Raw genomic sequence first — 25483 nt, 5'->3', positions numbered from 1 at the left:
GCCGGCGCCCCGCGCGCAGCAAAAAGCCGCGAATCATCGCGGCTTTTTTCATGCTGTGGGCGAACCAGAAACTATTATTTTGATAGCTGTCCGCGCTTTACTGACGCCGGCCAGAACCAAAAAACACTCAATAATCGTCGTTGCTGCCCGGCGCCAGGCTCTCGAAGCGCGTGAGCGGCTTGATGAAGGCCAGCTTGACGGTGCCCGTGGGCCCGTTGCGCTGCTTGCCGATGATGATCTCGGCCACGCCGGGCTCGCGCGAGTCCTTGTTGTAGTAGTCGTCGCGGTAGATGAACATGATGATGTCGGCGTCCTGCTCGATGGCGCCCGATTCGCGCAGGTCGCTCATCATGGGGCGCTTGTCGGTGCGCTGCTCGACGCTGCGGTTGAGCTGCGACAGCGCGATCACCGGGCATTCCAGCTCCTTGGCCAGCGCCTTCAGGCCGCGCGAGATCTCGCCCAGCTCGGTGGCGCGGTTCTCGTCGCCGCTGCTGCTGCCGCTCATCAGTTGCAGGTAGTCGACCACGATCAGCCCCAGCTTGCCGCACTGGCGCGCCAGGCGGCGCGCGTTGGCGCGCAGCTCGGCCGGGGTCAGGCCCGGCGTCTCGTCGATGTGCAGGCTGACGTTGCGCAGCCGCTCGATGGCCTCGGTCAGGCGCGGCCACTCCTCGTCGGTCAGGCGGCCGGTGCGCAGGTGGCCCTGGTCGATGCGGCCGATCGAGCCGACGATGCGCACCGCCAGCTGCGAGGCGCCCATTTCCATCGAGAACACGGCCACCGGCAGGCCTTCGTTCAGCGCCACGTGCTCGGCGATGTTGATGGCGAACGCCGTCTTGCCCATCGAGGGGCGCGCGGCCAGCACCACCAGGTCGCCCGCCTGCAGGCCGGCGGTCATGCGGTCCAGGTCGTAGAAGCCCGTGGGCACGCCGGTGACGTCGTTGGGGTTGTCGGCCATCTCCTGCACGCGGTCGAGCAGCTTGACCACCAGGCTGTCCATGGCCTGAAAGCCCTGCTTCATGCGCGAACTCTGCTCGCCGATCTTGAAGATCTTGCTTTCGGCGTCGTCCAGGATGCTGGCCACCGCGCGGCCCTGGGTGCTGAAGGCGCTGGTGGCGATGTCGTCGCTGGCGCTGACGAGCTGGCGCAGGATCGAGCGCTCGCGCACGATCTCGGCATAGCGGCGGATGTTGCTGGCGCTGGGCACGTACTGTGCCAGCGCGTTCAGGTAGGCCAGGCCGCCGATCTCGTCGCCCTTGCCCTGGCGCTGCAGCTCCTCGTGCACGGTGATCACGTCGGCCGGCTTGCTCTCGCCCACCAGCTTGGCCAGCACGCCGTACACCAGCCGGTGTTCGTAGCGGTAGAAGTCGCCCTCGATCAGCACGTCGCCCACGCGGTCCCAGGCACCGTTGTCCAGCAGCAGGCCGCCCAGCACGCTGGACTCGGCCTCGATCGAATGCGGCGGAATGCGCAGCTGGGCGACCTGGCGGTCGAGTGGCGCGTCGTCGCCGAGGCCGGCGTAGGAAGGATCGAAAACGGAGGACATGCGAAGGCGGCTGAAACGGTGCGGCGGACTGGAGGCTGGGCGATTGGCACGCACGGCGCCCATGCCTCGCCCCAAAGCGGCCCGATCCTACGCGCTGGGCGGCCGCCCGTCACCGCACAAGTCTGTGAACAAGCCGTTGATACCCGGTGATGAACCCGGTATTGGTCCGGCCCCAAGGCACACGGCGCCCCATGCGGGGCATGGGACGCCGTGCGTTGGCGAAGCGCCGGGCGATTTATTCGATGGTCAGGCGCTGGGCGGCGCTGGGCAGCTTCTTGGGCAGGGTCAGCGTCAGCACGCCGCTGTCGTACCTGGCCTTGGCCTGCGCGGGGTCGACCTCGGCCGGCAGCTGAAAGCTGCGCGCCACGGCGCCGTAGTAGCGCTCGCCGCGCAACAGCTTCTCGCCGCTGGAGGGGCTGTCCTGCTGCTTGATCTCGGCGCGCAGGGCGACGACGCCGCCGTCGATCGACACCTGGATGTCGTCCTTGCCGACGCCCGGCACCTCGGCCAGCACCACGTAGCCGGTGTCCGACTCCTTGACGTCGACGCGGATCTGCGCCGCGCGGGGCAAGGGGTCGCCGTGCAGGGGCTTGATGAAATAGCCCGGCGCGACGTCGCGGAAGAAGTCGTCGAACAGGCTGTTGCGGATCACTGGATTGGCCATGAAATTCTCCTGATGAGCGCGGCGTCATCGCCGCATGAGCCGTATCTCGGGGCCGGGCGACCGCTTTCAAGACCCGCGGTCCGCACATCCCGGCGCGCGACACCGCCGCGTCACACCCGCCTCCGACGTGGGAAAATACGCGTTTTGCCGCCGCCATCGGGCGCGGTCTGGCGGCTCTTTCGCCGCAGCTCTTCGCACAAATCATGTCGTCCTCCCTGCACCCCATGCTCAACGTGGCCATTCGGGCCGCCCGCGCCGCCGGCGCCATCATCAACCGCGCCGCGCTCGACATCGAGGCCGTTCGCATCTCGCAAAAGCGCGCCAACGATTTCGTCACTGAAGTCGACCACGCCAGCGAGGACGCCATCATCGAAACCCTGCTGACGGCCTACCCGCAGCACGGCATCCTGGCCGAGGAGTCCGGCCGCACGCACGGCAATTCGCGCTCCGACCACGTGTGGATCATCGACCCGCTGGACGGCACCACCAACTTCATCCACGGCTTTCCGGTCTACTGCATCAGCATCGCGCTGGCAGTGGCCGGCCGCGTCGAGCAGGCGGTGGTGTACGACCCCACGCGCAACGACCTGTTCACCGCCACGCGCGGGCGCGGCGCCTTCCTCAACGAGCGGCGCATCCGCGTCAGCAAGCGCACCCGCCTGGCCGAGAGCCTGATCGCCACCGGCTTTCCGTACCGCAAGGGCGACGACTTCGACGGCTACCTGCGCCTGATGGGCGAGCTGATGCGCCACACCGCCGGCCTGCGCCGCCCCGGCGCCGCCGCGCTGGACCTGGCCTACGTGGCCGCCGGCTATTCCGAAGGCTTTTTCGAGACCGGCCTCAAGCCCTGGGACGTGGCCGCCGGCTCGCTGCTGGTGACCGAGGCCGGCGGGCTGATCGGCAACTTCACCGGCGAGGTGGGCGACACCCTGGAGCAGGGCGAATGCCTGGCCGCCACGCCGCGCGTGTACGCCCAGCTGGTGTCGGTGCTGCACAAGCACTCGCGCTATCAGGGCCAGGCCGGCGCCGCCGCGGCGGGCGAACGCAAGGGCTCGCTGTCGCTGCGCAAGCACGAGGTGGGCGCGACCGAGGCGTTCTTGCACAGCGCGTCCGAACCCGACACCGGCGCCGAATGAGCACTCCCGAGGACAGCGCCACGGGCGTGGCGCACCCGCGCGCGGTGCGCAGCTTCGTCACCCGCGCCGGCCGCATGACCACCGGCCAGGCGCGCGCGCTGACCGATCTGGGGCCGCGCTACGTGCTGCCCTACGACCCGACAATTCCTGATTTGATAGCGTATTGCGCAGATCAGGAGCGGGCCAGCGGCCAAAATCACTTAAAAACCGTGCTGGAGATCGGCTTCGGCATGGGCCAGGCCACGGCGCACATCGCGGCGCTCAAGCCCGACACGCGGTTCATCGGCTGCGAGGTGCACGAGCCCGGCGTGGGCGCGCTGCTCAAGCTGGTCGACGCGCTGCAGCTGTCCAACGTGCGCATCGTCCAGCACGACGCGGTCGAGGTGCTGCGTGACATGATCGCCCCCGGCACGCTGGACGGCATCCACATCTTCTTTCCCGACCCCTGGCCCAAGAAGCGCCACCACAAGCGCCGCCTGATCCAGCCGGCCTTCGTGCACGAGCTGGCGCTGCGCCTGGCGCCCGGCGGCTACCTGCACTGCGCCACCGACTGGCAGGCCTACGCCGAGCAGATGCTGCAGGTGCTGGGCGCCGAGCCGCTGCTGGTGAACACCGCCGAGGGCTACGCGCCGCGCCCCGACTACCGGCCGCTCACCAAGTTCGAGCTGCGCGGCCTGCGCCTGGGGCATGGCGTGTGGGATTTGGTGTTCCAGCGCGCCTGAGGCCGCGCCCATGAGCCGCCGCGCCGGCGCCGTCGACCTGCCGCTGCGCGAGGGCGTGGCCGCCAGCACGGTGGCCGTGCCGGCCGGTGCCTGGCCGACGGTGCTGGACTTTCTGGCCGAGCGCCTGCCGGCGCTGTCGCGCGCCGACTGGCACGCCCGTCTGGCCGGCGGCGAGGTGCTGGACGAGACCGGCCAGCGCCTGGCCCCGCACGCGCCCTGCCCGCACGGCCGGCGCCTGCACTACTGGCGCTGGCACGCGCAGGAGCCGGCGCTGCCCGGGCACGAATCCATCGTCTTTCAGGACGAGTGGCTGGTGGTGGCCGACAAGCCGCACTTCATGCCCGTCACGCCCGGCGGCCGCTTTGCGCGCCAAAGCCTGCTGGCGCGCCTGCGCCACCGCCTGGGCCTGCCGCTGCTGAGTCCCGTGCACCGCATCGACCGCGACACCGCCGGCCTGGTGCTGCTGGCCGTGCAGCCGCACACCCGCGACGCCTACCAGGCGCTGTTTCGCGCCCGTGCCGTGCACAAGCTCTACGAGGCGGTAGCGCCGCACCGGCCCGAACTGGCCCTGCCGCGCCGATACGCCAGCCGGCTCGAACCCGACCCCGCGCGCTTTTTCATCAGCCGCGAAGTGCCGGGCGAGCCCAACAGCGTGAGCGAGCTGGCCTGCGCCCAGGGGCTGGGCCGCCACGCGCTGTACCACCTGCGGCCCGTCACCGGCCAGCGCCACCAGCTGCGCCTGCACATGGCGGCGCTGGGCCGCCCCATCTTGGGCGATGCCTTCTACCCTGCCGTGCGCCACGCCGCCGGCGTGGACGACTGGCAGCGGCCGCTGCAGCTGCTGGCGCGCGCCTTGGCCTTCACCGACCCCGTCACGGGGCAAGCGCGCGCCTTCCGCTCCAGCCTGCAACTGGCGGCCGCGCAGGGCCGCTGGCCGGACGGTGGCGCGTGATCAGGCGTCGGCCAGCGGGCTCAGTTCGGTCAGGGTCAAGCCCTGCAGCGGGGCAAAGTCGCTGTCGATGCGCTGACGCCGGCGTGCGCTCAGGTGCTGGCGCAACTGCGTCACCCGGTCGGCCTGGCGCGGCGGGGGCGCCGCCTCGGGGTTGGCGCGGCGCAACATGGACGCCACGCGGCGCGAACTGACGTGCCCAACCGGCTGCTCGCCCACGCGGGCCTGGTCCTCGCCGTCCACGACGTGCAGGCGCAGCAGGCCGCGCTCGCCCAACTCGCCCAGCTCGCACAGCTTGCGCTGGAAATAGGCCTGCAGCTGCGGCCGCTCGGCCGGCGGCACGCACTGCGGCGTTTCGATGTGCAGCAGCACGCCGTGCTGCCCCCACTGATCGCGCGTCAGCACGCAGTCGCACTGGCCGGCCAGGCCCACGTGCCGCATCACCAGCCGGGCGGCCCCGCGCAAGCGCCGCAGGCGCGCCTCGCGCGTCAACACGGGCCAGCGGGCCCTTTGGATAAACTGCATCAGCACAGGCACTCCATTCGACGTCGCCGAACGTTACATAAAGTTCGGGCTTGGTTTGGATTGTGTGGCATTTTTGGCCGTTTTGGCCGTTTGATTAAACCTTTTTGGGTATGTCCACCCCTTCCCCTCCCATCCCGATCGGCGACGACGTCCTGGTCTTCGATCGCGGCTGGCTGTCGTCCACCAACGTCCTGTGCCGGGGCGACGAGCCCGCCGTGGTCGACACCGGCTACGTCAAGGACGCCGGGCAAACCGTAGCCCTGATGCAACAGGCGCTGGGCGACCAGCCCTTGGCGCGCATTGCCCACACCCATTTGCACAGCGACCATTGCGGCGGCACGGCCGCGCTGCAGGCCGCCTGGCCGCAAGCGCGCACCTGGGTGCCGCAGGTGTCGCTGGCGGTCGTGCAAGGCTGGGACGAAAGCGCCCTCAGCTTCGGCGTCACCGGCCAGCGCTGCGCGCGCTTCGTCGCCCAGCACGGCCTGCGCCCCGGCGACACGGTGCGACTGGGCCGCCGCGACTGGCAGATCCACGCGGCACCCGGTCACGACAACCAGGCCGTGCTGCTGTTCGAGCCCGCCGCGCGCATCCTGATCGCCGGCGATGCGCTGTGGGAGCACGGCGTGGGCGTGATCTTTCCGGAGTTCGACGGCGACGAGGGCTTCGAGCCCTTCGAGCGCACGCTGCAAACCGTCGAGGCCTTGCAGCCCGAGTGGGTGGTGCCCGGCCACGGCGGCCCCATCGCCCGCGCCGACGGCGGCATCGCGCACGCCCTGGGCCAGGCGCGCACGCGCGTGCAGCAACTTCGGGCGCACCCGGCGCAGCACGCGCTGCATGCGGCCAAGGTGATGGTCAAGTACCAGCTGCTAGACGCCGAGGTCATGCCGCGCGACGCCTTCCTGGCCTGGGCCGACGCGGCGCCCATCCTGCACCGCCTGCACCGGCAGCATCGCCCCGACCTGGCCTGGGGCGACTGGCTGCAGCACGCCGTGCTGGCGCCGCTGCTGGCGCGCGGCGCGCTGCTGCAAGATGCCACCCACCTGCGCAACGGCGCCTGATGAACCCCAACATGAACCTGATCCACATCGTGGCCCTGCTGGCCGTCATCCAGTTCTTTTACTTCGGCGTCAAGGTCGGCCGCGCGCGCGTGCAGTACGGCATCAAGGCGCCGGCCGTGACCGGCCACGAGATGTTCGAGCGCGCCTATCGGGTGCAGATGAACACGCTGGAGCAGTTGGTCGGCTTCCTGCCCGCGCTGCTGATCGCCGGCACCTACTGGCCGCAGGCCGTGATCGCGCCCATCGGCGTGGTGTATTTGGTCGGCCGCGCGCTGTACCGCCAGCGCTACATGCAAGACCCCGCCCGGCGCGCGCCGGGCTTTCTGCTCACCGTGCTGGCCACCGGCATCCTGCTGGCGGCGGGGCTGATCGGCGCCGCCATGCGCTGACGCGCTTTATCCCTCGGCCAGCAGGGTGCCCAAGGCTGCCCCCAGCGCCAAATCGGGCACGTGGCCGAAGCTGTGCTGGCGCACGCGTCCCTGGCGGTCGATCAGGATCAGCGTCGGCGTGCCCTGCATGCCGTAGGTGCGCATCGTGCGCGGCAGGCCGCCGTGACCGTCCGGCTGGTCCACCCCGATTGCAAAGCGCAGCCGGTTCTCGTGGATGTAGGCCTCCAGCGACACCGGCCGCATCGCCTCGTGGTGCTCGAACACGGTGTGCAGCCCGACCACCGTCAGGCCCTGGCCGCCGAACTGCTCGTGCACCTGCTGCGCCTGCGGCGTGGCCAAGCGCACGCAGGCCGGGCACAGCATCTGGAACGCATGCAGCATCACCACCTGGCCGCGCAGATCGGCCAGCGTCAAAGGTGTGTCGCGGTTGAACCACTGCGCCACCTCCCACTCGGGCGCGGGAGGCCCATAAGCCTGCGGGGTCGATGCATGTGCCACGTTCGCCCTTCGGCCGCCGCCGATGGCAGCCATGGCCCGATTATCGGCAGGCCGGCGCGCCGCCAGACCCATCGGGCTCGGGCAGCCCTGCGCGCGGTGATGCTTCGCCGCACCGCCCGGCCCGAGGCGGCGCGCGCACGGCTACGATGGCACGCAGGAGACTTCGACATGACCCACGCCCCCACCCCGGCCCAGATCGCGGACCGCCGCGCCGCCTTTCGCCAGTTGCACGCCAGCGGCTGCTTCGCCCTGCCCAACCCCTGGGACGTGGGCTCGGCGCGCTACCTGGCGCAGCGCGGCTTCAAGGCGCTGGCCAGCACCAGCTCGGGCGCGGCCTGGTCGCGCGGCTGCGCCGACGGCCAGATGCCGCTGGAGGCCGTGCTGCAGTATCTGCACGAGCTGGTGGCGGCCACCGAGCTGCCCGTCAACGCCAACTTCGAGAAGGGCTTTGCCGACGACCCCGAGGGCGTGGCGCGCCACGTGCGCCTGGCCATCGACACCGGCGTGGCCGGCCTGTCGATCGAGGACTCGACCGGCGACGCCGCCCGCCCCCTGTTCGAACTGCCCGTCGCCGTGGCCCGCATGCGCGCGGCGCGCGCGGCCATCGACGCCTCGGGCCAGGACGTGATGCTGATCGGCCGCGCGGAAAACTTCTTTGCCGGTCAGCCCGACCTTCAAGATGCCATCCGCCGCCTGCGCGCCTACGCCGAGGCCGGCGCCGACTGCCTGTATGCGCCGGGCTTGACCACGCGCGAGCAGATGGCCGCCGTGGTGGCGGCTGTGGCACCCAAACCCGTCAACGTGCTCTACACCGCGCCGGGCGCGCTGACCCTGGCCGACCTGGCCGCCCTGGGGGTGCGCCGCGTCAGCGTGGGCGGCGGCCTGGCACGCGCCGCCTGGGCCGGCTTTCAGCACGCGGCCGACGCGCTGGCCGAGGGCCGGTTCGATGGTTTTGCGGGCGCCGCGCCAGGGGGCGAGCTGAACCGCCTGCTGCGCCATTGAACTGGCCGGCTTGACCCAGCGCAAAACCATGCCGGCGGCAATGCGCCAATCTGCCGGTTCGAGATCGCGTCATGACCCACCCCCCCAAGCCCGACTGGGACCCCCTTGCCGCCGAAGTGCAGGCCGACCCGCGCGCCGCCGTCGACGCCCTGCGTGAGCGCTGCCCGGTCGCCTTCGACCGCAGCGGCACGGCCACCGTGCTGCGTCACGCCGACGTGCTGCGCGTGCTGCACGACCCCGCCACCTTCAGCAGCGCGGTGTCGGCCCACCCGGCCGTGCCCAACGGCTACGACCCGCCGCGCCACACCGCCTATCGGCGGGCGCTGGACCCGTTCTTCGCGCCCCAGCGCATCCGCCACTTCGGGCCCCAGTGCCGCCGGCTGGCGGTGCGCACCGTGCAGGAGGCGCTGACCCTGGGCGACGTGGACGTCGGCCGCGAGCTGGCCTTGCCCTTTGCCGCCCGCGTGCAATCGGCCTTTCTGGGCTGGCCCGAGCTGATCCAGGACGAGCTGCTGGACTGGTTGCAGCGCAGCCACGCCGCCACGCGTTCGGGCGATCGCCAGCAGACCGCCGCCGTGGCGCGCGAGTTCGAGGCCTTCGTCGAGCGCGTGCGTGACGCACGCACCGGCGCGCCGCCCACGCAGGACATCAGCACCGAGCTGATGCACGTGCAAATCGACGGCCGGCCGCTGGACCTGCGCGAGCTGTCCAGCGTGCTGCGCAACTGGACGGTGGGCGAGATCGGCACCATTGCCGCCTCGGTCGGCATCCTGCTGCACTGGCTGGCCACCGAGCCCGACTGGCAGCAGCGCCTGCGCGACGAGCCGACGCTGCTGCCGGCCGCCATCGACGAGGTGCTGCGCCGCGACGGACCGCTGCCGGCCAACCGGCGCGTCACCACCCGTGCCGTGGAACTGGGCGGGCGCCCCCTGCCCGCCGGCACGCGCCTGTCGCTCAACTGGATCGCGGCCAACCGCGACCCGCGGGCGCTGGCGGAGCCCGATTGCCTGCGCCTGGACCGTGACCCGGCCCTCAATCTGCTGTATGGCACGGGCATCCACGTGTGCCCCGGGGCGCCGCTGGCCCGGCTGGAATTGCGCCTGCTGATGGAAGAAGTGCTGATCCGCACGAAGTCGATCGCGCTGCCCGCCGGGCACACGCCCACGCGCGCCGCGCCGCCCGACGCCGGCTACGCCCAGCTGCGCATCCGCCTGCGCTGAAGCGGCGTGCTGCTCAAATCAAATCGCCACCCAACGCCCGCAGGCGCTCGGCAATGTGGTCGCGGTCGGGCGCCTGGTCGGCCTGGCGCAAGTACACCGCCAGGTCGGCGCGCGCGCGCTGCAGCTCGCCCAGCTCGGCCAGGGCCAGGCCGCGCTCGCGGTATTCGTCCCAGGCGCGCGGCAGCAGGGTGATCAGCCGGTCCTGCACCGCCACCGCGCGCTGCCAGTCCTGCGCGCTGTGGTGGATGTGCTTGAGGTTGCCCAACATGCGCGCCAGGATCTGGCGTGGCGTGGCGCCTTCCAGAAACAAGGTGAGTGGCAGTTCCTGCGCAAAACCGGGGCCGCTGGCCGGGCGCGTCCATTCGTCCAGCCGCTCGCGCAACTCGCCCTGGCTCAGCGACTGGCCGGTGAAGGGGTCGATCACCACGCGCCCCTCGTCCAGATGGGCCTGCACCAGGAAGTGGCCCGGAAAACTCACGCCATCGACCGCCAGCTCGATGCTGCGCGCCAGCTCCAGCCACAGCACGGCCAGCGAGATCGGAATGCCGCGGCGGGTGTGCAGCACCCGGTGCAGGTAGCTGTTTTCGACCGCGTAGTAATCGTTGGCGTTGCCGGCAAATCCCAGCTCGCCGAAAAAGAACTGCCCCAGCGCGCTCAGCCGGTCGAACACCGGCGCCTGCCCGCTCACCTGCCGCTGCAGGCGCGCCGCCAGCTGATCCACGTCGGCCAGCACCTGCTGCACGTCCAGCTCGGGCCAGTCGTCCTGTGCCAGGCTGGCCGCCGCCTCCAGCAACGGCAGGTCGTCGTCGCTCTGCACCAGAACGGCGAAGTACTGAAGAGGGGTCGGTGTGGCCCAGTCGTGTTGCATGCGTGCCCTGCGGGCTGCTGGCGCAGCGTCGTCCCCGTGACTGTAGCCCGAGCGGCGCGTCAACGCCGAAGCAGGGTGCGCAGGCGCAGGCCGCTGAGCGCCAGGGTGCCGAAGTAGATCAGCGCCGCGCCCAGGCCCACCCCACCCAGCAGGCCGACGCGCGGCCACGTCGGCGTGGCCAGCCAGTCGAAGTGGCGCGCCGCCCACAGCAAAAAGGCCGTCAGCACGACCGTGGCCATGGCCACTTGCAGGCCGAAGCGCCCCCAGCCCGGCGCCGGCCGGAAGTGGCCACGACGCACCAGCCCGTGCAGCAGCCAGGCGGCATTGATCAAGGCCCCCAGGCCGATCGACAGCGTGAGCGCCGCGTGCTGCAGAAAGGGCACGAACAGCGCATTGAACGCCTGCGTGATGATGAGCACCGCCACCGCGATCTTCACCGGCGTGCGGATGTCCAGGCTGGCGTAGTAGCCCGGCGCCAACACTTTCACCGCCACCAGGCCCAGCAGGCCCACGCCGTACAGGGTCAGAGCGAAAGCGGTGCGCTCGACGTCGTGAGCCGAAAAGCGCCCGTGGTGGAACAGCGTGGCGATCAGCGGCGTGGCGAAGCTGAGCAGCGCCGCGGCGCAGGGCACGGTCAGCAGCACCACCAGCCGCAGGCCCCAGTCCAGCAGCTGCGAATAGCGCGCATCGTCGCCGCTGGCGCGCGCCGCCGCCAGCTGCGGGGTCAGCACCACGCCCAGCGCCACACCCAGCAGCGCGGTCGGAAACTCCATCAACCGGTCGGCGTAGAACAGCCAGGTCACGCTGCCCACCGCCAGATGCGAGGCGATCTGCGTGTTGATCAGCAGCGACAGCTGCGCCACGCCCACGCCCAGCAGCGCCGGCAGCATCAGGCCGAGCACCTGCCGCACGCCCGCGTCGCGCCAGGCCGACCGTACGCGCGCGGGCCACAGGCCGATGCGTGGCAGCAGGCCCAGGCGCGCCAGCGCCGGCACCTGCACCGCCAGTTGCAGCAGGCCGCCGACCAGCACGCCGCCGGCCATGGCGTAGATCGGCTCCACGCCCCGGCGCGCCAGCCAAGGCGCACCCAGCCAGGCCGCCAAGATCATCGCCAGGTTCAGCAGCACCGGCGTGGCGGCCGGCACGGCAAAGTGCCGCCACGTGTTCAGGATGCCGGCCGACAGGGCGACCAGCGACATGCAGCCGATGTACGGGAACATCCAGCGCGTCATCAGCACGCCGGCGTCGAAGCTGGGGCCGTCGAGCCCGCTGGCCAGCGCCCACACCAGCGCCGGCGCCGCGACGATGCCCAGCACGGTCACGGCCACCAGCACCCAGGCCAGCACGGTGGCCACGGCGTCGATCAGCTGGTGCGTGGCGGCGTCGCCCGCACTGGCCCGGCTGCGCGCCAGCACCGGCACGAAGGCCTGGCTGAAGGCGCCCTCGGCAAACAGGCGCCGCAGCAGGTTGGGAATGCGAAAGGCGACGTTGAAGGCGTCGGTCAGTCCGTTGACGCCGAACACCGAGGCCATCAGCAAATCGCGCACCAGGCCCGTGATGCGCGAGGCCAGGGTGAGCAGGGAAACGGTGGAAGCGGCTTTGAACAGGCTCACGAGGGGCTCTCGGCAAGGCCCTGCAGTGTAGCCGCCGCCCGCCCAAGCCCGCAAAAGAGTAGAATGCGCGGTTTGCCGACAACATCCTCAAACCCAAAGGAACATTGAAATGGCTGCTGGAAAGCCCAAGAAAAAGAACCCGCGCCTGGCGTCGGGCCGCAAACGCGCGCGTCAGGACGTCGCGCTGAACGCCGCGAACACCTCGTTGCGCTCCAAATACCGCACCTCGGTCAAGAACGTCGAGAAGGCCGTGCTGGCCGGCGACAAGACCAAGGCGCAGGCCGCCTTCGCCATCATGCAGTCGGTGGTCGACAACGTGGCCGACAAGGGCATCTTCCACAAGAACAAGGCGGCGCGCGACAAGAGCCGCCTGTCGGCCAAGCTCAAGGCGCTGACCCAGGCCACGGCCTGAGTCCAGCCCTTCATCCGCCCGGAGCGGTCATCCCCTGACCCGCTCCGCCGTTTGAATCGGGTGCGCTGTCGGCAAACAGCACAAGAACCGCCTTCGGGCGGTTTTTTCGTTTCCGGGCGGTGCCGCTCTGAGTGGCGCCGCTCAGGCACCGGGCGCGCCGGCATTCGGCGTCCCGGCCGAGGCCTGGTACAGCGCGATGCTGTCGGCCAGCCGCTGCGCCTGCGCCGCAACGAGGCCGACCTGGCTTTGCTGCGCCTGCTGCCGCGCCAGCAAGACCTGCACGTAGCCGGCGGCACCGAGCGCATATTGCCGCTCGACCGAGCGCAGGGCCTCGCGTGCCGCGCCGTCGGCCGCTGCCTGGGCGGCCAGCGCCTGCGCATCGTGGTCAAGCGCGCGCAAGGCGTCGGCCACCTCGCGCAGCGCGCCCAGCACCACGCCCTGGTAGTTGGCCCCGGCGGCATCGAGCGCCGCCAGCGAAGCGCGCCGCTCGGCCGGCAAGCCGGGGTTGAACAGCGGCTGCGTCAACTGCCCGAGCAGCGCCCAGGCGGCCGAGGCGCCGCCGAACAAGGCCCCCGCCGTCAGCGCCTGGCTGCCCAGGCTGGCGCTCAGTTCGATCTGCGGGTACAGCTTGGCCACCGCCACCCCGTGCTCGGCGTTGGCGGCGTGCAGCAGCGCCTCGGCGGCCTGGATGTCGGGACGGCGGCGCGCCAGTTCGGACGGCAGCACCACCGGCATGACGGCGGGCAAGCTGAATTCGGCCAGGGTGAAATCCGGCACCGGCGTCACCCCCGGCGCCTGGCCGGCCAGCACGGCCAGCCCGTGCTCGCTTTGATCGAGCTGCTTGCGCAACAGCGGCACGCCGGCGCGCGTCTGCTCGATCTGCGCCTGCAAGGCCAGCAGTTCGTCGGGCGCGGCCTGGCCCAGGCGCACGCGCTCGCGCGTCAGGCCCAGCTGTTCCTGCTGCACGCCCAGCAGCGCCTCGGTGGCGGCAATCTGCCCGGCCAGCCGGGCGCGCCCGATGGCGGTGGCGGCAATGCTGCCCGCCAGCGTCAGGCGCGCGCCCTCCAACTGCTGGCGTCGATGATCGGTGCGCGCCGCCAGTGCCTCCAGCGCGCGCCGATTGCCGCCCGACAGGTCGAGCCGATAGCGCACGCCGACGCTGGCGCTGTACAGATTGAATTCGCGCGCATCGCCGGCCTGACCCTGCACGCTGGGGTTCAGGCGCTGGCGCTGCGCCCCCAGGTTGCCACTGACCTGCGGGTACAGGGTCGATCCGGCCTGCGCGGCGTAGGTCTCGTCGGCCTGGCGCAAGGTGGCCTCGGCCGCCGCCAGCGTGGGGCTGGCGGCGAAGGCCTGCTCGATCCAGTCGTCCAGCCGCCGCGAACCCAGGCTGCGCCACCATTGCGCCGGCACCGGCGCGCCCACCCCGAGGCTCTGCGTCCCGCCCAAATCGGTGGCGGCCGATGCCGTCTGCGCCGGCAAGGGCGTCGCCGTGTAAGCAGCCACCTTCGGCGCCGGCGGGCGCTGAAAATCAGGGCCGGCGGCGCAACCGACCAGCAGGCCGAGCGCGGCCAGCGTGGCCAGCACCGGCACCATGTGCGGGGGTGCGCCGGCGCCTCGGCCGGCGCCCGGCGGGACAGCGAGCCCATAGCGCGGCGTGACGATGCAGGCAGTGTTGCGTCTCATGTCCGACTCCTTGAGCGCCTGGCGCTCGATTGGCAGCGCTCAATCGAGCGCCCGCCCCTCCCCCGCCTCCTCGTGCGTCACGCCGTCGCGGATGTGATAGATGCGTTTGAAGGTGGGAATGATCTTTTCGTCGTGCGTGACGACGATGATGGCGGTCTCGTACTTGCGCGCCATGTCGTTGAGAATGCGCACCACGGCCATGGCGCGCTGCGAATCGAGGGGCGCCGTCGGCTCGTCGGCCAGGATCACCGGCGGGCGGTTGACCAGGCCGCGCGCGATCGCCACGCGCTGCTGCTCGCCACCCGAAAGCTGCGCCGGCATGGCCTGGGCGCGGTGCTGCACGTCCAGCGCCGTCAGCAGCTCGAGCGCCCGCTTGCGCGCCTCGTCGTTGGACGCGCCGGCCAGCATCGGCAGCAGCGCCACGTTGTCGGTGACATCGAGAAACGGGATCAGGTAGGGCGCCTGGAACACGAAGCCGATCTTGTCGCGCCGCAGCGCGCGCAGATCGCGCACCTTCCAGCCGTCGTCGTAGATCACCTCATCGCCCAGCGTCATGCGGCCGGCCGTGGGGTCGATCACCGCGCCCAGGCACTTCAGCAGCGTGCTCTTGCCCGAACCCGAAGGCCCGATCAGGCCCACCACCTCGCCCGGCGCGACCTGCATGTTCACGTCCCGCAGCGCCAGCACGGCCGTGTCGCCGCTGCCGTAGCGCTTGGACAGCCCCTCGATGCGAATGCCCTTGCCGGCCATGGTGCTCACCCGATCGCCTCGGCCGGATCGACCTTCAGCGCCATGCGGATCGCCACCAGACTGGCCAGCACGCAGATCGCCATCAGGGCGAAGAAGCCGGCGATCGAGTCCTCGGGCACCAGGAGCACGTATTTGGGAAAGATGGGCGCCGCGAAGGTGGCGCTGATCTTGCCGACCACGAAGCCGATCAGCCCCAGCACCAGCGCCTGCTGCAGGATCATGCCGGCGATGGTGCGGTTGCGCGTGCCGATCAGCTTGAGCACGGCGATCTCGCGGATCTTGTCCATCGTCAGCGTGTAGATGATGAAGGCGACGATGGCCGCGCTGACCAGCGCCAGAATCACCAGGAACATGCCGATCTGCTTGGCCGAGGTGGCGATCAGCTTGCCCAGCACGATGCCTTCCATCTGCGCGCGGTCGTATACCGTCAGGCGCTTCCAGCGCCGGATCGGCTCGGCCACCTGCGCCGGCGCGAAGCCGGGCTGGGCGCGCACCAGCACGGCGTTGACCGAGCTGTTGCTGGTCTGGGTGGCGATGACGGCATCGAGCAGGCCGGGCACGCCGGGACGGTTGAAGGCCGGGTTGGCCTCGGTGCGCCGCCGCTGCATCAGGATGGCGTCGTTGTCCTTGAGAAACTGCGCTTCCTGCGCGTCCTTGAGCGGGATGAACACCATCGGATCGCCGCCCGAGGACACCATGCGGCGCGTGAGGCCGACCACGCGGTAGTGGTTGCGCCGGATCTTCAGCTCGTCGCCCAGCTGAAACCCCGAGGCCAGGTCGGCCACCGCCTCGTAGTGGCCGCGCGTGATCTGCCGGCCGGCCACCAGCTGCGGCGGCCAGCCCGGATCGCCCGGACCGCCGGCGGTGATGCCCACCACCATGGCGCGCACGTCGCGCTGGCCCTGGCCGACCTGCATCGTCAGGTAGGTCACGTTGACCGCCTGCGCCACGCCGGGCATGGCGCGAATGCCGCGCCACAGGTCGTCCGGCACGCTGGACGACTCGGCATAGGGCCCCAGCGTGTCCTTCTGCACCACCCACAGATCGGCCCCGCTCGCGTCGAGCAACACTTTGCCGTCGTCGACCATGCCCCGGTACACGCCGGCCATGGTCAGCGTGACCCCGATCAACAAGCCCAGGCCGACCCCGGTGAAGATGAACTTGCCCCAGGCATGCAGGATGTCGCGCCCGGCCAGGCTGATCATGGCGACACCCCGGCAATGCGCTCGACCACCTGGATGCGGCTGCGCGCGCTCAGGGTCTTCTCGCTGTACACCACCACCTGCTCGCCCGCGGCCAGGCCCTGCGCCACCTGGACCCAGCCGTCCAGGTCGCCGCGGCCAGGTGTCACCGCCGCGAAGGCCAGCTTGCCGTCGGTCATTTTCCAGACGCCCCGCTGGCCGCCGACGGTGCGCAGCGCCGCGTTCGGAATGGCGGGCGCCGCGGCCAGCGCGGGCAATTGCACGGTCACCTCGGCCAGCTCGCCGACCGGCGGCAAGGAGGCCGGTGGCGCATCGAAGCTCAGCTTGGCCAGCGTTTCCTCGGTCACGGCGTCGGCGCGCGGCTCCACGCGCAGCACGCGGGCGTCCAGCGCCTGGCCGCGTCGCGACCGCAGCACCGCCTTGGCCGGCAAGCCGGCCGCCAGCCCCTCGGCCGCGATCTGGTCGAAGCGCGTGTCCACCCACAGGCTGGCCGGGTCGATGAGTTCGATCACCGCCTGCCCGGCCACCACCGTGGTGCCGGGATCGACGTCGCGCGCCACCACCAGTCCGGCCACCGGCGCCACCAGCACCAGGTTGCCGCGCTGCGCGCGCACCGCCTGCAACTCGGCACGCAGCCGGGCGCCGTCGGCGCGCGCCGCCACCAGCGCGGCATCGGCCAGCGCCAGCTCCTGGCGCTTGATGACGGCCTGCTCCTCGCTGGTGCCACGCGCCGCCAGCAGCTGCTCGTAGCGCGCCGCCTGCGTGCGGGCAAAGACCTGCCTGGCCTCGGCCTGGCGCAGGGCCGCGTCGGCGCTGACGATGGCGGCCTGCTGCGCGCGCAGGCGCTCGTCCAGATCGACCGGGTCCATCTCGCCCAGCACCTGGCCGGCGGCCACGTGATCGCCCACCTGCACGTCGACGCGGCGCACGCGCCCGGCGCCGGTGGGGCCGATCTTGTAGGTGTAGCGCGCCTGCACCGTGCCGATGCCGGCCAGCGCCGGCGCGATGCTGCGCGATTCGACCTGCGTCACCGTCACGGCCACCGGCGCCAGCGGCCCCGAGCGCAGGGCGACGTAGGCGAACAGCACCGCCAGCGGCACGGTGACGGCCAGCAGCGTGAGCGTGCGGCGTTGCAGGCGTGGAAATTTCATGGCGCACTCCCGATGCCGCGGCGGTAGATGGCGAACGCTCCCGGCGCCGCGTGGCGAATCTGGCCCACCTTGCCCGCCAGCAGCGACTGCATGACCAAACCCTGGATGGTGCCGATGAACAGCACCGCCGCCGCGTCCACGTCGAGCGCGCGGTCGAACTTGCCCTGCGCCTTGCCGGCGTCGAGCAGTCGGCGCAGGCGCACGCCGTACTGCTGCAGCAGCGTGCGCACCATCTGCTTGGGCAGGCTGTCGTCGGCGCGCTGCAGCTCGCCGAACAGCAGGCGCGGCACGCCCGGGTGCCGGGCGACGAAGTCGATGTGCGCCATGAACATGGCCTCCAGCGCGGCGGCCGGGCCAGCGGCCTGCGCGGCCGCCTGGTCGATGCGGGCCAACAGGCGCTCGCTGACCCAGGTCATGCAGGCCTGCACGATCGCGTCCCTGCTCGGGAAGTGCCGAAACAGCGCTCCCTGGGTCAGGCCCATGCGCTCGGCGATGGCGGCGGTGGTGATGTCGCTCGGGTTTTGCCGGGCGGCCAGGTCGATCAGGGCCGCCACGGTGGCTGCGCGCCGCTCGTCGGCCGGCAGGTGTCGTGCGCGTTCGGTCATGGTCGGGCAGCGTCATGAAGTTAGTAATTGATTACTATCTTATGGCCATCGCCCGATGTCATGCAAGCCGCGCATCGCCTGCCCACTTCAGGAAAGGGGTCACCCGTCTTTCAGGCGCAACAGACCGGCACCGGCCGTTCAGCCGCCCGCGCCCGGCGCCGCCCCGTCGGCCGCCGGCAGGCACAGCCGCATGCGCAGGCCGCCCAGCGGCGAGGCCAGCGCCTGCACGCTGCCGCCGTAGGTCTCGGTCAGCGTGCGCACGATGTCCAGGCCCAGGCCCGAGCCGGGGCGCCGCTCGTCGCCCTGCACGCCGCGCTGGAACATGCGCTCGCGCTCGGCCTCGGCAATGCCGGGGCCGTCGTCGTCGACCGTGAAGCACAGCTCGCCGCCCGCCGGCTGCACGTCGAGCACCACGCGCGTGCGGGCCCACTTGCCGGCGTTGTCCAGCAGATTGCCCAGCAGCTCGTACAGGTCCTGCGCCTCGCCGCGAAAGGCCCCGTCACGCGCCTGCGGCGCCAGCTCGAAGACGACGCCGCGCTCCACGTGCAGGCGCGCCATGGTGCGCAGCAGCGAGCGCATGGGCCCCAGCACCGGGGTGCGCAGCCCGGTGGCGCGCACGGCGGCGGCGGCACGCGCGCGCGCCAGGTGCCAGTCGACCTGGCGCCGCGCCAGCTCGACCTGCTCGCGCACCTGCTGCGCCAGCGGGCTGGCGTCCTGCTGCGCGGCGTTGGCCAGAATCGCCAGCGGCGTGTGCACCGCATGCGCCAGGTTGCCGGCCTGGGTGCGCGCGCGCTGCACCATGTCGGCGTTTTCGCGCAGCACGTGGTTGAACTCGCCCACCAGCGGCTGCAGCTCCTGCGGGAAGTCGCCGCTCAACTGCGCCGCCTCGCCGCTGCGCACGGCGGCCAGACGCTGGCGCAGCAGCTTGAGCGGCTGCAGCGCGAAGTGCAATTGCAGGGCCACCGCCACCGCCAGGCCCAGCGCCAGCATGGCCAGCGCCGTCAGCAGCAGGCGCGTGAAGCGCTGCAGCGGCTCGGCCAGCAGCGCCTCGTCGCCGGCCACCACCAGGCGCAGCGGCGGCGCGGCGGGCTCGGGCAACTGCAGCGGCCGTGCCACGGCCAGCAGCGCGTGGCCCTGCGCATCGTGCAGGTGCAGCACGCCATGGCCGGCGGCGGGGTACTGCGCGGGCGGCGGCGGCAGGGTCAGGGCCTGGTCCCACAGCGAGCGCGAGCGCGCGACGGCCGCGCGCGGCCGGGCGCCCCCTTCGTCCACCTGCCAGTACAGGCCCGACAGCGGCTGCTGCAGCCGCGCGTCGCCCGCCATCGGGGCCACGGTGACGCCCGTCCCCGGCGCCCAGTCGACCGCCGCGCTCAGCTGGTCGAGCTGCAGCAGCAGTTGCGCCTGCAGCTGCTGCGTGATGTGCTCCAGAAACAGCGCGCGCAGGCCCCAGCCGGCCACCGCCACCGCCAGCACGATCCAGGCCAGCGTGCCCGCCAGCAGCCGCAGGCGCAGCGATCCGCCGTTCATTGGACGAGCTGCGGCCTGGCGGCCTGCGGTGCGAGCACCTTGGGGCGGCCCGGCGGTGCTCATGCCGCCGCGCCGGTGTCCACCAGCCGGTAACCCAGGCCGCGCACGGTCTCGATGCTGCCCTCGGGCAGCTTCTTGCGCAGGCGCCCGACGAACACCTCGATGGTGTTGGAGTCGCGGTCGCTGTCTTGCGCGTAGATGTGCTCGGACAGCTCGGTGCGCGAGAGCACCTCGCCCTTGCGCTGCATCAAGAGCGACAGCAGCTTGAACTCGTGGCTGGTCAGCACCAGCGGCTGGCCGTCGACCAGCACGCGCGCCTGGCGCGTGTCCAGCCAGATCGGGCCGCAGCGCCACTCGGCACTGGCGTGCTCGCCGCCACGGCGCAGCAGCGCGCGCAGCCGCGCCAGCAGCTCCTCCATGTGAAAGGGCTTGGCCAGGTAGTCGTCGGCGCCGGCGTCCATGCCCTCGACCTTTTCCTGCCAGCTGCCGCGCGCGGTCAGGATCAGCACCGGCATGTTGCGCCCGGCGGCGCGCCAGCGGCGCAGCACCGACAGGCCGTCCTGCACCGGCAGGCCCAGGTCCAGCACCACGGCGTCGAAGGCTTCCACCTCGCCCAGGTAATGCGCCTCGCGCCCGTCGGCGGCGCCCTCCACCGTGTGGCCGGCGGCGGCGATGGCCTGCATCAGCTGCTCGCGCAAGGTGGGTTCATCTTCCACCACGAGGATGCGCATCCGTGTCCCTTCCCGCTTCGCGGCGCTTGATCGACAGCACGCGGCCATCGACCGCATCGACCTTGAGTTTGGCCACGCGGCCGTCGTTTTGCAACAGGCGGATTTCGTAGATGAAGCGGCCGTCCTCGCGCTCGAACTCGACCTTCAGCACCTGCCCCGGCGCCTCGTGCGCCAGCTTGCCCAGCACGGTGGCCAGCGGCAGCACCTGGCCGCTTTCCAGCGCCTGGCGCGCCAGCTCGTGATCCTCGTGCGCCACCGCCGCGCCGCCGGCGCCCAGCGCGCACAGCAGCAGCACGGCCGGCAGCAGCCGGTGCGGGCGATGGGTGAAGAACGGGCTCATGAGGCCGATTTATACCGACGCGGCGATGAACCATCGATGAATGGCGTCTTCAGCAAGCGTTCACCCGGCGTGCCGAGAATGCATGGCAGGCCCGGCATGGCGCCGGACCGCAAGGACCGCTGGAGCCAACATGAAAACCCAAGGCAAGCATTACCACCCCCTGCAGATCGGTGTGCACTGGCTGACGCTGCTGCTGCTGATCGCCGTCTACGCGCTGATCGAGCTGCGCGACATCTACCCCAAGGGCAGCGCCGGGCACGAGCTGATGAAGACCTGGCACTTCATGCTGGGCATGGCCGTGCTGGCCGTGGTGCTGGTGCGCCTGCCGCTGCGGCTGGCGCTGCAGGCGCCCCCCATCACGCCGCCGCCGCCGGCCTGGCAGGAGCAGCTGGCGCACGCCATGCACTGGGCGCTCTACGGCTTTCTGATCGTGATGCCCCTGCTGGGCTGGCTGACGCTGAGCGCCAAGGGGCAGCCGATCCCCTTCTTCGGGCTGGAGTTGCCGGCCCTGATGGGGCCCGACCGCGCCACGGCCAAGAACCTGGAGGGCATCCACGAGCTGATCGGCAACCTGGGCTTCTTCCTGATCGGCCTGCACGCCGTCGCCGCGCTGTGGCACCACTACTTCATGCGCGACGACACGCTGGAGCGCATGTTGCCGCTGGCGACCCGGCAGCCCGAACGGGGCGCGCAGGCCCGCCTGCATCGACCGAGCTGACAAGGAGCACACACCATGAAAACCCGCCAGACCATCGCCCCGGGCCTGCTGGCCCTCACCTTGGGCGCCGCGGCGCTGCCGGCCTGGGCCGGCGACGACTGCGACGTGCCGATCCAGCGCTGGCAGTCGCGCGAAGCGGTGCGCCAGATGGCCGCCGACAAGGGCTGGGAGCTGCAGCGCCTGAAGATCGACGACGGCTGCTACGAGGTGCGCGGCCGCGACGCCGAAGGGCGCCGCTTCAAGGCCAAGCTGGACCCCGAGACGCTGGAGCCCGTCAGCATGAAGCGGCGCGAACGCGGCGACGACGGCCGGCGTGACCGAGAGCGCGAGCGCCGCCGCGAGCACGCGCCCAGCGAGCCGGCCGCATCGCCGGGCGCCGGCCCCGCCTCGCCGCTGTTCACGCCCGGCAGCAAGCCGCGCGCGCAGGTCGAGTGAGGGTGGAAGTTTTAAGTCAAATGTGCCTGCAGCGCTTGATGGACAAGCGCGAGCAGCTATCGAATTGAGAGGAATGATCATGAAAAAGCCCGTTCTCACCGCCCTCGCCGCCGCCGCTGTGCTGGCCCTGCCCGCGCTGGCCCAAAGCCGTGAGCTCACGCTAAGCACGCAGTTGAAGAACTACGGCGGCGACGGCGCCTACCTGGCCGTGTACCTGACCGACGCCAAGGGCGCCTACGCCGGCACGCTGTGGGTGGCAGGCGGCAAGGCCAAGTACTACAAGCACCTGGCGGACTGGAACCGCCTGTCCGCCGGCGACGCCAAGCGCCTGCAGGGCGTGACCGGCGCCAGCGTGGGCGCCGGCCGCACGCTCAAGGTGACGGCCGACTTGGCGGACGCGCTGATCGACGCCGGCTACGAAATCCACGTCGACGCCGCGGTCGAGGACATGCGCGACAGCCCGTCCGAAATCCGCGTGCCGCTGACCGCCGCCGGCGCCGGCAAGGCGCAGGCCGGCAAGGCCTACGTCCAGTCCTTCAGCTATCAACTCAAGTAAGCAACCTCCATGTTCTGGCGCAAGATTCATCGCTGGTTGGGCCTGGTGGCCGGCACCGTGGCGCTGGTGCTGGGCCTGACGGGCGCCGTGCTCTCGCTGGACCCGGTGCTCTCGCGCTGGCAAGCCGCGCCCACGCCCCCGGGCCTCAGCGTGGCGCAACTGGCCGAGCGCGTCGCGGCCGGCACCGCCGGCGCGGAGGAAATCCGCCGCCTGCCCTCGGGCGAGGTGGTGGTCTATGCCTTCGACAACGGCCAGGCGCGCGCCAACCGGGTCGACCCGGCCAGCGGCCAGCTGCTGGGCGCGTACCAGCCCTCGGCCACCATGCGCTGGTTCAAGAACCTGCACCGCAGCTTTCTGCTGGGCGATGCCGGGCGGCTGGCGGCGGCGGGCATCGCGCTGGCGATGGGCTTGATCTCGATCAGCGGCCTGGTGCTGCTGGCGCGGCGCCTGGGCGGCTGGCGGCAGCTGGCGGCGCGCGTGCGCGGCACGGGGGTGCAGCGCCTGCATGCGGTCACCGGCCGCGTGGTGCTGGCGGTGCTGCTGCTCACCTCGGTCACGGCGCTCACCCTGAGCGCGGCCACCTTCGGCCTGGTCACGCTGGACGCGGCGCAGGAGCCCGACGTCGCGTCCAACGTTGTCACCCAGGGGGAACTTCCCGTTGCCCAAGTGCCCCTGCTGCGCGAACTGCCGCTGCGCGATCTGCGCAAGCTGAATTTCCCCTCGGCCGACGACCCGGCCGACACCTGGCAGGTGACGACGGCGCAAGGCCAGGGTTGGATCGACCGCCACAGCGGCCAGACCCTGGCCTGGCAGCCGGCCAGCACGGCGCAGCGCATCAACGACTGGGCCCAGCTGCTGCACACCGGCGAAGGCGCCTGGGCCTGGGCGCCGGTGCTGGGGCTGGCGGGCCTGAGCATCCCGCTGTTCTGGGTCACGGGCGTCATGCTGTGGTGGCAGGCGCGCCGCCAGCGGCCGCGCCTGGCCGACAACGCCGCGGCCGCGCAGGCCGACACGCTGATCTTCGTGGCCAGCGAAAACGGCTCCACCTGGGGCTTCGCGCAGGCGCTGCACGCCGCCCTGGTGCAGGGCGGGCACCGGGTGCACAGCGCGGGCCTGGAAAGCTTTGCGGTGCCGGCCGATGCCAGCCAAGTCTTCGTGCTCGCCGCCACCTATGGCGACGGCCAGGCGCCGGCGCATGCGGCGCACGCGCTGGAGCGCATCGCGCGCGCGCCGATCACATCGGCCCGCGTCACGGTGCTGGGCTTTGGCGACCGCCAGTTCGGCGCCTTCTGCGCCTATGCCGAGGCGCTGGAGGCGGCGCTGCGCGAACGCGGCTGGGCCGCCCTGTTGCCGCTGGCCCGCATCCACCAGCAATCCGCGCAAGAGTTTGCCCGCTGGGGCGAACAGCTGGGCGAGGCACTGGGCGAACCGCTGGCGCTGCGCTACCGCCCGCGCATTCCGCGCACCACCGAGCTGGAGCTGGTGTCGCGCCAGGACTACCCGGGCGGCGCGGGCGAGCCGGCGGCGATCCTGCGCTTCCAATGGCCGCGGGCGGGTTGGTTCGATCGCATCACGGGTCGCTCTTGGCCGCGCTTTTCTGCCGGCGACCTGCTGGGCGTGCTGCCGCCCGATGGCGCCGTGCCGCGCCTGTATTCGCTGGCCAGCAGCTGGCGCGACGGCTTTGTCGAAATCTGCGTGCGCCGCCGCGCCGGCGGCGTGTGCTCGGGCTATCTGCACGGCCTGCAGCCGGGCGCGCGCATCCAGGCCTTCATCCGGCCCAACCCCGCCTTCACGCTGCAGGCCACGCGCCGCCCGGTGATGCTGATCGGCGCCGGCACGGGCGTGGCGCCGCTGGCCGGCTTCATCCGCGGCAACACCGGGCGCGCGCCCATGCACCTGTACTACGGCGTGCGCGACCCGGCGCTGGACTTTTATTTCGAGGCCGACCTGCAGCGCTGGCTCGATGAGCAGCGCCTGGCCAGCCTGCACACCAGCTTCTCGCGCACGCCCCAGGGCGGCGGCTACGTGCAGGACGCGCTCCAGCGCGACGCGGCGCGGCTGCGCAAGCTCATCGCCAAGGGCGCCATCGTGCGCGTGTGCGGCAGCCAGGCCATGGCGCGCGGCGTGGCGCAGGCGCTGGACGCCATCCTGGGCACGGTGGGCCTGAGCGTGCAGCAACTGAAGGCCCATGGACGCTATGCCGAAGACACCTTCTGAGCCCTTCGTGCGCGCGCGCCTGCACGGCCCGACCATGGGCACGCGCTGGTCGGTGCTGTGCGACCTCGAACCCACGGTGGACCAGCCTGCCCTGCAGCTTGCGCTGGCGGCAGCCGTGCAGCAGGTCGACCAGCAGATGTCGCCCTGGAAGCCCGACAGCGAGTTGATGCGCCTGAACCGCGCCGCGCCCGAGGAATGGGTGGCGCTGCCGCCCGAGATCATGACGGTGCTGACGCGCGCACTCGAAGTCGGGCGCCAAAGCGGCGGCGCGTTCGACCCCACGGTGGGCGCGCTGGTCGACGCCTGGGGCTTCGGCGCCGCGCGCGACGCACCCGACGCCGCCGCCATCCGCGCCGCCACGCAGGCCACGCACGGGCCGGCGCATCAGAGCCTGGAGCTGGACGCCGCCAAGGGCCGCGCCCGCAAGCACGCGCCACTGCAGGTCGACCTGTGCGGCATCGCCAAGGGCTACGCGGTCGACCGCATGACCGCCGTGCTGCAGCGGCACGGCGTGGCGCACGCGCTGGCCGCGCTGGACGGCGAGCTGCGCGCCCTGGGCGGCCAGGCCGATGGCCAGCCCTGGGCGGTGGCGCTGGAAAGCCCCATGCCCGGCCGACGCAGCGCCCACGGCGTGCTCGAGCTGCACGACCTGGCCGTCGCCACCTCGGGCGACTACCGCCGCTTCGTGCAGGTGGGCGCCGATCGCCTGGCCCACACCATGGACCCGCGCCGCGCCGCCCCGGTGCGCAACGACGTCGCCTCCGTCACCGTGCTGGCGCCGGAGGGCATGAGCGCCAACGCCTGGGCCACAGCGCTGCTGGTGGCCGGCGGCGACCACGGCCTGGCCCTGGCGCAACGCCTGGGCCTGGAGGCGCTGTTCCTGCTGCGGCGCGGCGCGGGCCTGGTCGAGCTGGGCCTGGGCCGCTTCGATGCCCGCGCGGTCGGCGCCAACGGGTGAACGCCCGA

General features: G+C 71.7%; 27 protein-coding genes. 13 read left to right on the top strand and 14 right to left on the bottom strand.

Annotated elements, in window-relative coordinates; all coding sequences use genetic code 11:
* Nucleotides 1-127: 127 nt before the first annotated feature.
* Together dnaB and ACWHMB_RS06630 are read right to left on the bottom strand one after the other, a co-directional pair.
* Nucleotides 128-1543, bottom strand: coding sequence for a replicative DNA helicase (gene dnaB / locus ACWHMB_RS06635; protein ID WP_377480673.1), 1416 nt, complete (start codon nt 1541-1543; stop codon nt 128-130).
* Nucleotides 1544-1778: 235 nt separating this feature from the next.
* Complete coding sequence (locus tag ACWHMB_RS06630) at nt 1779-2207, bottom strand: Hsp20/alpha crystallin family protein (RefSeq protein WP_377480676.1); 429 nt, start codon at nt 2205-2207, stop codon at nt 1779-1781.
* A 203-nt stretch (nt 2208-2410) separates the two neighbouring features.
* Between ACWHMB_RS06630 and ACWHMB_RS06625 the strand changes: the two genes are divergently transcribed.
* The 3 genes from ACWHMB_RS06625 to ACWHMB_RS06615 are packed head-to-tail and all read left to right on the top strand — an operon-like array spanning nt 2411 to nt 5017.
* Entirely contained in the window at nt 2411-3343 is a 933-nt protein-coding gene (locus tag ACWHMB_RS06625; RefSeq protein WP_377480679.1) for an inositol monophosphatase family protein, read from the top strand.
* A complete protein-coding gene (trmB, locus tag ACWHMB_RS06620) occupies nt 3340-4065 on the top strand; it encodes a tRNA (guanosine(46)-N7)-methyltransferase TrmB (RefSeq protein ID WP_377480682.1) in 726 nt (241 codons plus the stop codon). Before ACWHMB_RS06625 ends, trmB begins: the two co-directional genes overlap by 4 nt.
* Before the next feature lie 10 nt (nt 4066-4075).
* Nucleotides 4076-5017 carry a pseudouridine synthase gene (locus ACWHMB_RS06615; RefSeq protein WP_377480685.1) on the top strand — a complete coding sequence of 314 codons (942 nt, stop codon included), beginning with the start codon at nt 4076-4078 and terminating at the stop codon, nt 5015-5017.
* Here the strand turns inward: ACWHMB_RS06615 and ACWHMB_RS06610 are convergent, their stop codons facing one another.
* Complete coding sequence (locus ACWHMB_RS06610; RefSeq protein ID WP_377480687.1) at nt 5018-5539, bottom strand: hypothetical protein; 522 nt, start codon at nt 5537-5539, stop codon at nt 5018-5020.
* Between the two features lie 110 nt (nt 5540-5649).
* Between ACWHMB_RS06610 and ACWHMB_RS06605 the strand changes: the two genes are divergently transcribed.
* Together ACWHMB_RS06605 and ACWHMB_RS06600 are read left to right on the top strand one after the other, a co-directional pair.
* A complete protein-coding gene (locus tag ACWHMB_RS06605) occupies nt 5650-6597 on the top strand; it encodes an MBL fold metallo-hydrolase (protein ID WP_377480690.1) in 948 nt (315 codons plus the stop codon).
* Nucleotides 6597-6986 (top strand): MAPEG family protein, encoded by a 390-nt coding sequence (locus ACWHMB_RS06600; protein WP_293222777.1) that lies wholly within the window; start codon nt 6597-6599, stop codon nt 6984-6986. The genes ACWHMB_RS06605 and ACWHMB_RS06600 overlap by 1 nt, the downstream gene beginning before the upstream one ends.
* A gap of 6 nt (nt 6987-6992) precedes the next feature.
* Here ACWHMB_RS06600 and ACWHMB_RS06595 read toward each other — a convergent pair whose 3' ends face one another.
* Nucleotides 6993-7517 (bottom strand): peroxiredoxin family protein, encoded by a 525-nt coding sequence (locus ACWHMB_RS06595; protein ID WP_377480694.1) that lies wholly within the window; start codon nt 7515-7517, stop codon nt 6993-6995.
* A 135-nt stretch (nt 7518-7652) separates the two neighbouring features.
* Between ACWHMB_RS06595 and ACWHMB_RS06590 the strand changes: the two genes are divergently transcribed.
* Together ACWHMB_RS06590 and ACWHMB_RS06585 are read left to right on the top strand one after the other, a co-directional pair.
* Complete coding sequence (locus ACWHMB_RS06590) at nt 7653-8486, top strand: isocitrate lyase/PEP mutase family protein (RefSeq protein ID WP_447648480.1); 834 nt, start codon at nt 7653-7655, stop codon at nt 8484-8486.
* 71 nt (nt 8487-8557) lie between these two features.
* Nucleotides 8558-9706, top strand: a complete 1149-nt coding sequence (locus ACWHMB_RS06585; protein WP_377480700.1) for a cytochrome P450 — start codon at nt 8558-8560, stop codon at nt 9704-9706.
* A gap of 13 nt (nt 9707-9719) precedes the next feature.
* Here ACWHMB_RS06585 and ACWHMB_RS06580 read toward each other — a convergent pair whose 3' ends face one another.
* Nucleotides 9720-10574, bottom strand: coding sequence for a SirB1 family protein (locus ACWHMB_RS06580; RefSeq protein WP_377480703.1), 855 nt, complete (start codon nt 10572-10574; stop codon nt 9720-9722).
* Between the two features lie 59 nt (nt 10575-10633).
* On the bottom strand, nt 10634-12187 hold the full coding sequence (gene murJ / locus ACWHMB_RS06575; RefSeq protein ID WP_377480706.1) for a murein biosynthesis integral membrane protein MurJ: 1554 nt from the start codon (nt 12185-12187) through the stop codon (nt 10634-10636).
* Between the two features lie 109 nt (nt 12188-12296).
* Between murJ and rpsT the strand changes: the two genes are divergently transcribed.
* Nucleotides 12297-12599 carry a 30S ribosomal protein S20 gene (rpsT, locus tag ACWHMB_RS06570; protein WP_377480709.1) on the top strand — a complete coding sequence of 101 codons (303 nt, stop codon included), beginning with the start codon at nt 12297-12299 and terminating at the stop codon, nt 12597-12599.
* Between the two features lie 141 nt (nt 12600-12740).
* Here rpsT and ACWHMB_RS06565 read toward each other — a convergent pair whose 3' ends face one another.
* The 8 genes from ACWHMB_RS06565 to ACWHMB_RS06530 form a co-directional block, all read right to left on the bottom strand.
* Nucleotides 12741-14285, bottom strand: coding sequence for an efflux transporter outer membrane subunit (locus tag ACWHMB_RS06565; protein ID WP_377480712.1), 1545 nt, complete (start codon nt 14283-14285; stop codon nt 12741-12743).
* A 39-nt stretch (nt 14286-14324) separates the two neighbouring features.
* Nucleotides 14325-15035: an ABC transporter ATP-binding protein gene (locus ACWHMB_RS06560; protein ID WP_377480822.1), complete on the bottom strand. Its 711-nt coding sequence runs from the start codon at nt 15033-15035 to the stop codon at nt 14325-14327.
* A gap of 5 nt (nt 15036-15040) precedes the next feature.
* Complete coding sequence (locus ACWHMB_RS06555; protein WP_377480715.1) at nt 15041-16240, bottom strand: ABC transporter permease; 1200 nt, start codon at nt 16238-16240, stop codon at nt 15041-15043.
* The gene (locus tag ACWHMB_RS06550; protein ID WP_377480719.1) at nt 16237-17388 is read right to left on the bottom strand and encodes an efflux RND transporter periplasmic adaptor subunit; all 1152 of its coding nucleotides are present in this window, start codon (nt 17386-17388) and stop codon (nt 16237-16239) included. The genes ACWHMB_RS06555 and ACWHMB_RS06550 overlap by 4 nt, the downstream gene beginning before the upstream one ends.
* Complete coding sequence (locus ACWHMB_RS06545) at nt 17385-17993, bottom strand: TetR/AcrR family transcriptional regulator (RefSeq protein WP_377480722.1); 609 nt, start codon at nt 17991-17993, stop codon at nt 17385-17387. Before ACWHMB_RS06545 ends, ACWHMB_RS06550 begins: the two co-directional genes overlap by 4 nt.
* A 138-nt stretch (nt 17994-18131) precedes the next feature.
* On the bottom strand, nt 18132-19520 hold the full coding sequence (locus ACWHMB_RS06540) for a sensor histidine kinase (RefSeq protein WP_377480724.1): 1389 nt from the start codon (nt 19518-19520) through the stop codon (nt 18132-18134).
* A 59-nt stretch (nt 19521-19579) separates the two neighbouring features.
* Entirely contained in the window at nt 19580-20251 is a 672-nt protein-coding gene (locus ACWHMB_RS06535; RefSeq protein ID WP_377480727.1) for a response regulator transcription factor, read from the bottom strand.
* Complete coding sequence (locus ACWHMB_RS06530; RefSeq protein WP_377480730.1) at nt 20226-20591, bottom strand: PepSY domain-containing protein; 366 nt, start codon at nt 20589-20591, stop codon at nt 20226-20228. The genes ACWHMB_RS06535 and ACWHMB_RS06530 overlap by 26 nt, the downstream gene beginning before the upstream one ends.
* A gap of 130 nt (nt 20592-20721) precedes the next feature.
* On the opposite strand from ACWHMB_RS06530, the gene ACWHMB_RS06525 reads away from it, so the two are divergent.
* The 5 genes from ACWHMB_RS06525 to ACWHMB_RS06505 all read left to right on the top strand — a co-directional run bounded on the left by ACWHMB_RS06525 (nt 20722) and on the right by ACWHMB_RS06505 (nt 25475).
* Complete coding sequence (locus ACWHMB_RS06525) at nt 20722-21309, top strand: cytochrome b (RefSeq protein ID WP_377480732.1); 588 nt, start codon at nt 20722-20724, stop codon at nt 21307-21309.
* A 15-nt stretch (nt 21310-21324) separates the two neighbouring features.
* Nucleotides 21325-21744 carry a PepSY domain-containing protein gene (locus ACWHMB_RS06520; protein ID WP_377480734.1) on the top strand — a complete coding sequence of 140 codons (420 nt, stop codon included), beginning with the start codon at nt 21325-21327 and terminating at the stop codon, nt 21742-21744.
* A gap of 79 nt (nt 21745-21823) precedes the next feature.
* Nucleotides 21824-22300 carry a DUF2271 domain-containing protein gene (locus tag ACWHMB_RS06515; RefSeq protein WP_377480737.1) on the top strand — a complete coding sequence of 159 codons (477 nt, stop codon included), beginning with the start codon at nt 21824-21826 and terminating at the stop codon, nt 22298-22300.
* A 9-nt stretch (nt 22301-22309) separates the two neighbouring features.
* A complete protein-coding gene (locus ACWHMB_RS06510) occupies nt 22310-24517 on the top strand; it encodes a PepSY domain-containing protein (protein WP_377480740.1) in 2208 nt (735 codons plus the stop codon).
* Nucleotides 24498-25475 (top strand): FAD:protein FMN transferase, encoded by a 978-nt coding sequence (locus tag ACWHMB_RS06505; protein WP_447648691.1) that lies wholly within the window; start codon nt 24498-24500, stop codon nt 25473-25475. The genes ACWHMB_RS06510 and ACWHMB_RS06505 overlap by 20 nt, the downstream gene beginning before the upstream one ends.
* Nucleotides 25476-25483: the final 8 nt, after the last annotated feature.

Source organism: Ottowia pentelensis (assembly GCF_964341695.1).
Note: the sequence above shows the minus strand (reverse complement) of the source record. Positions and strands in the feature narration are given on the sequence as shown.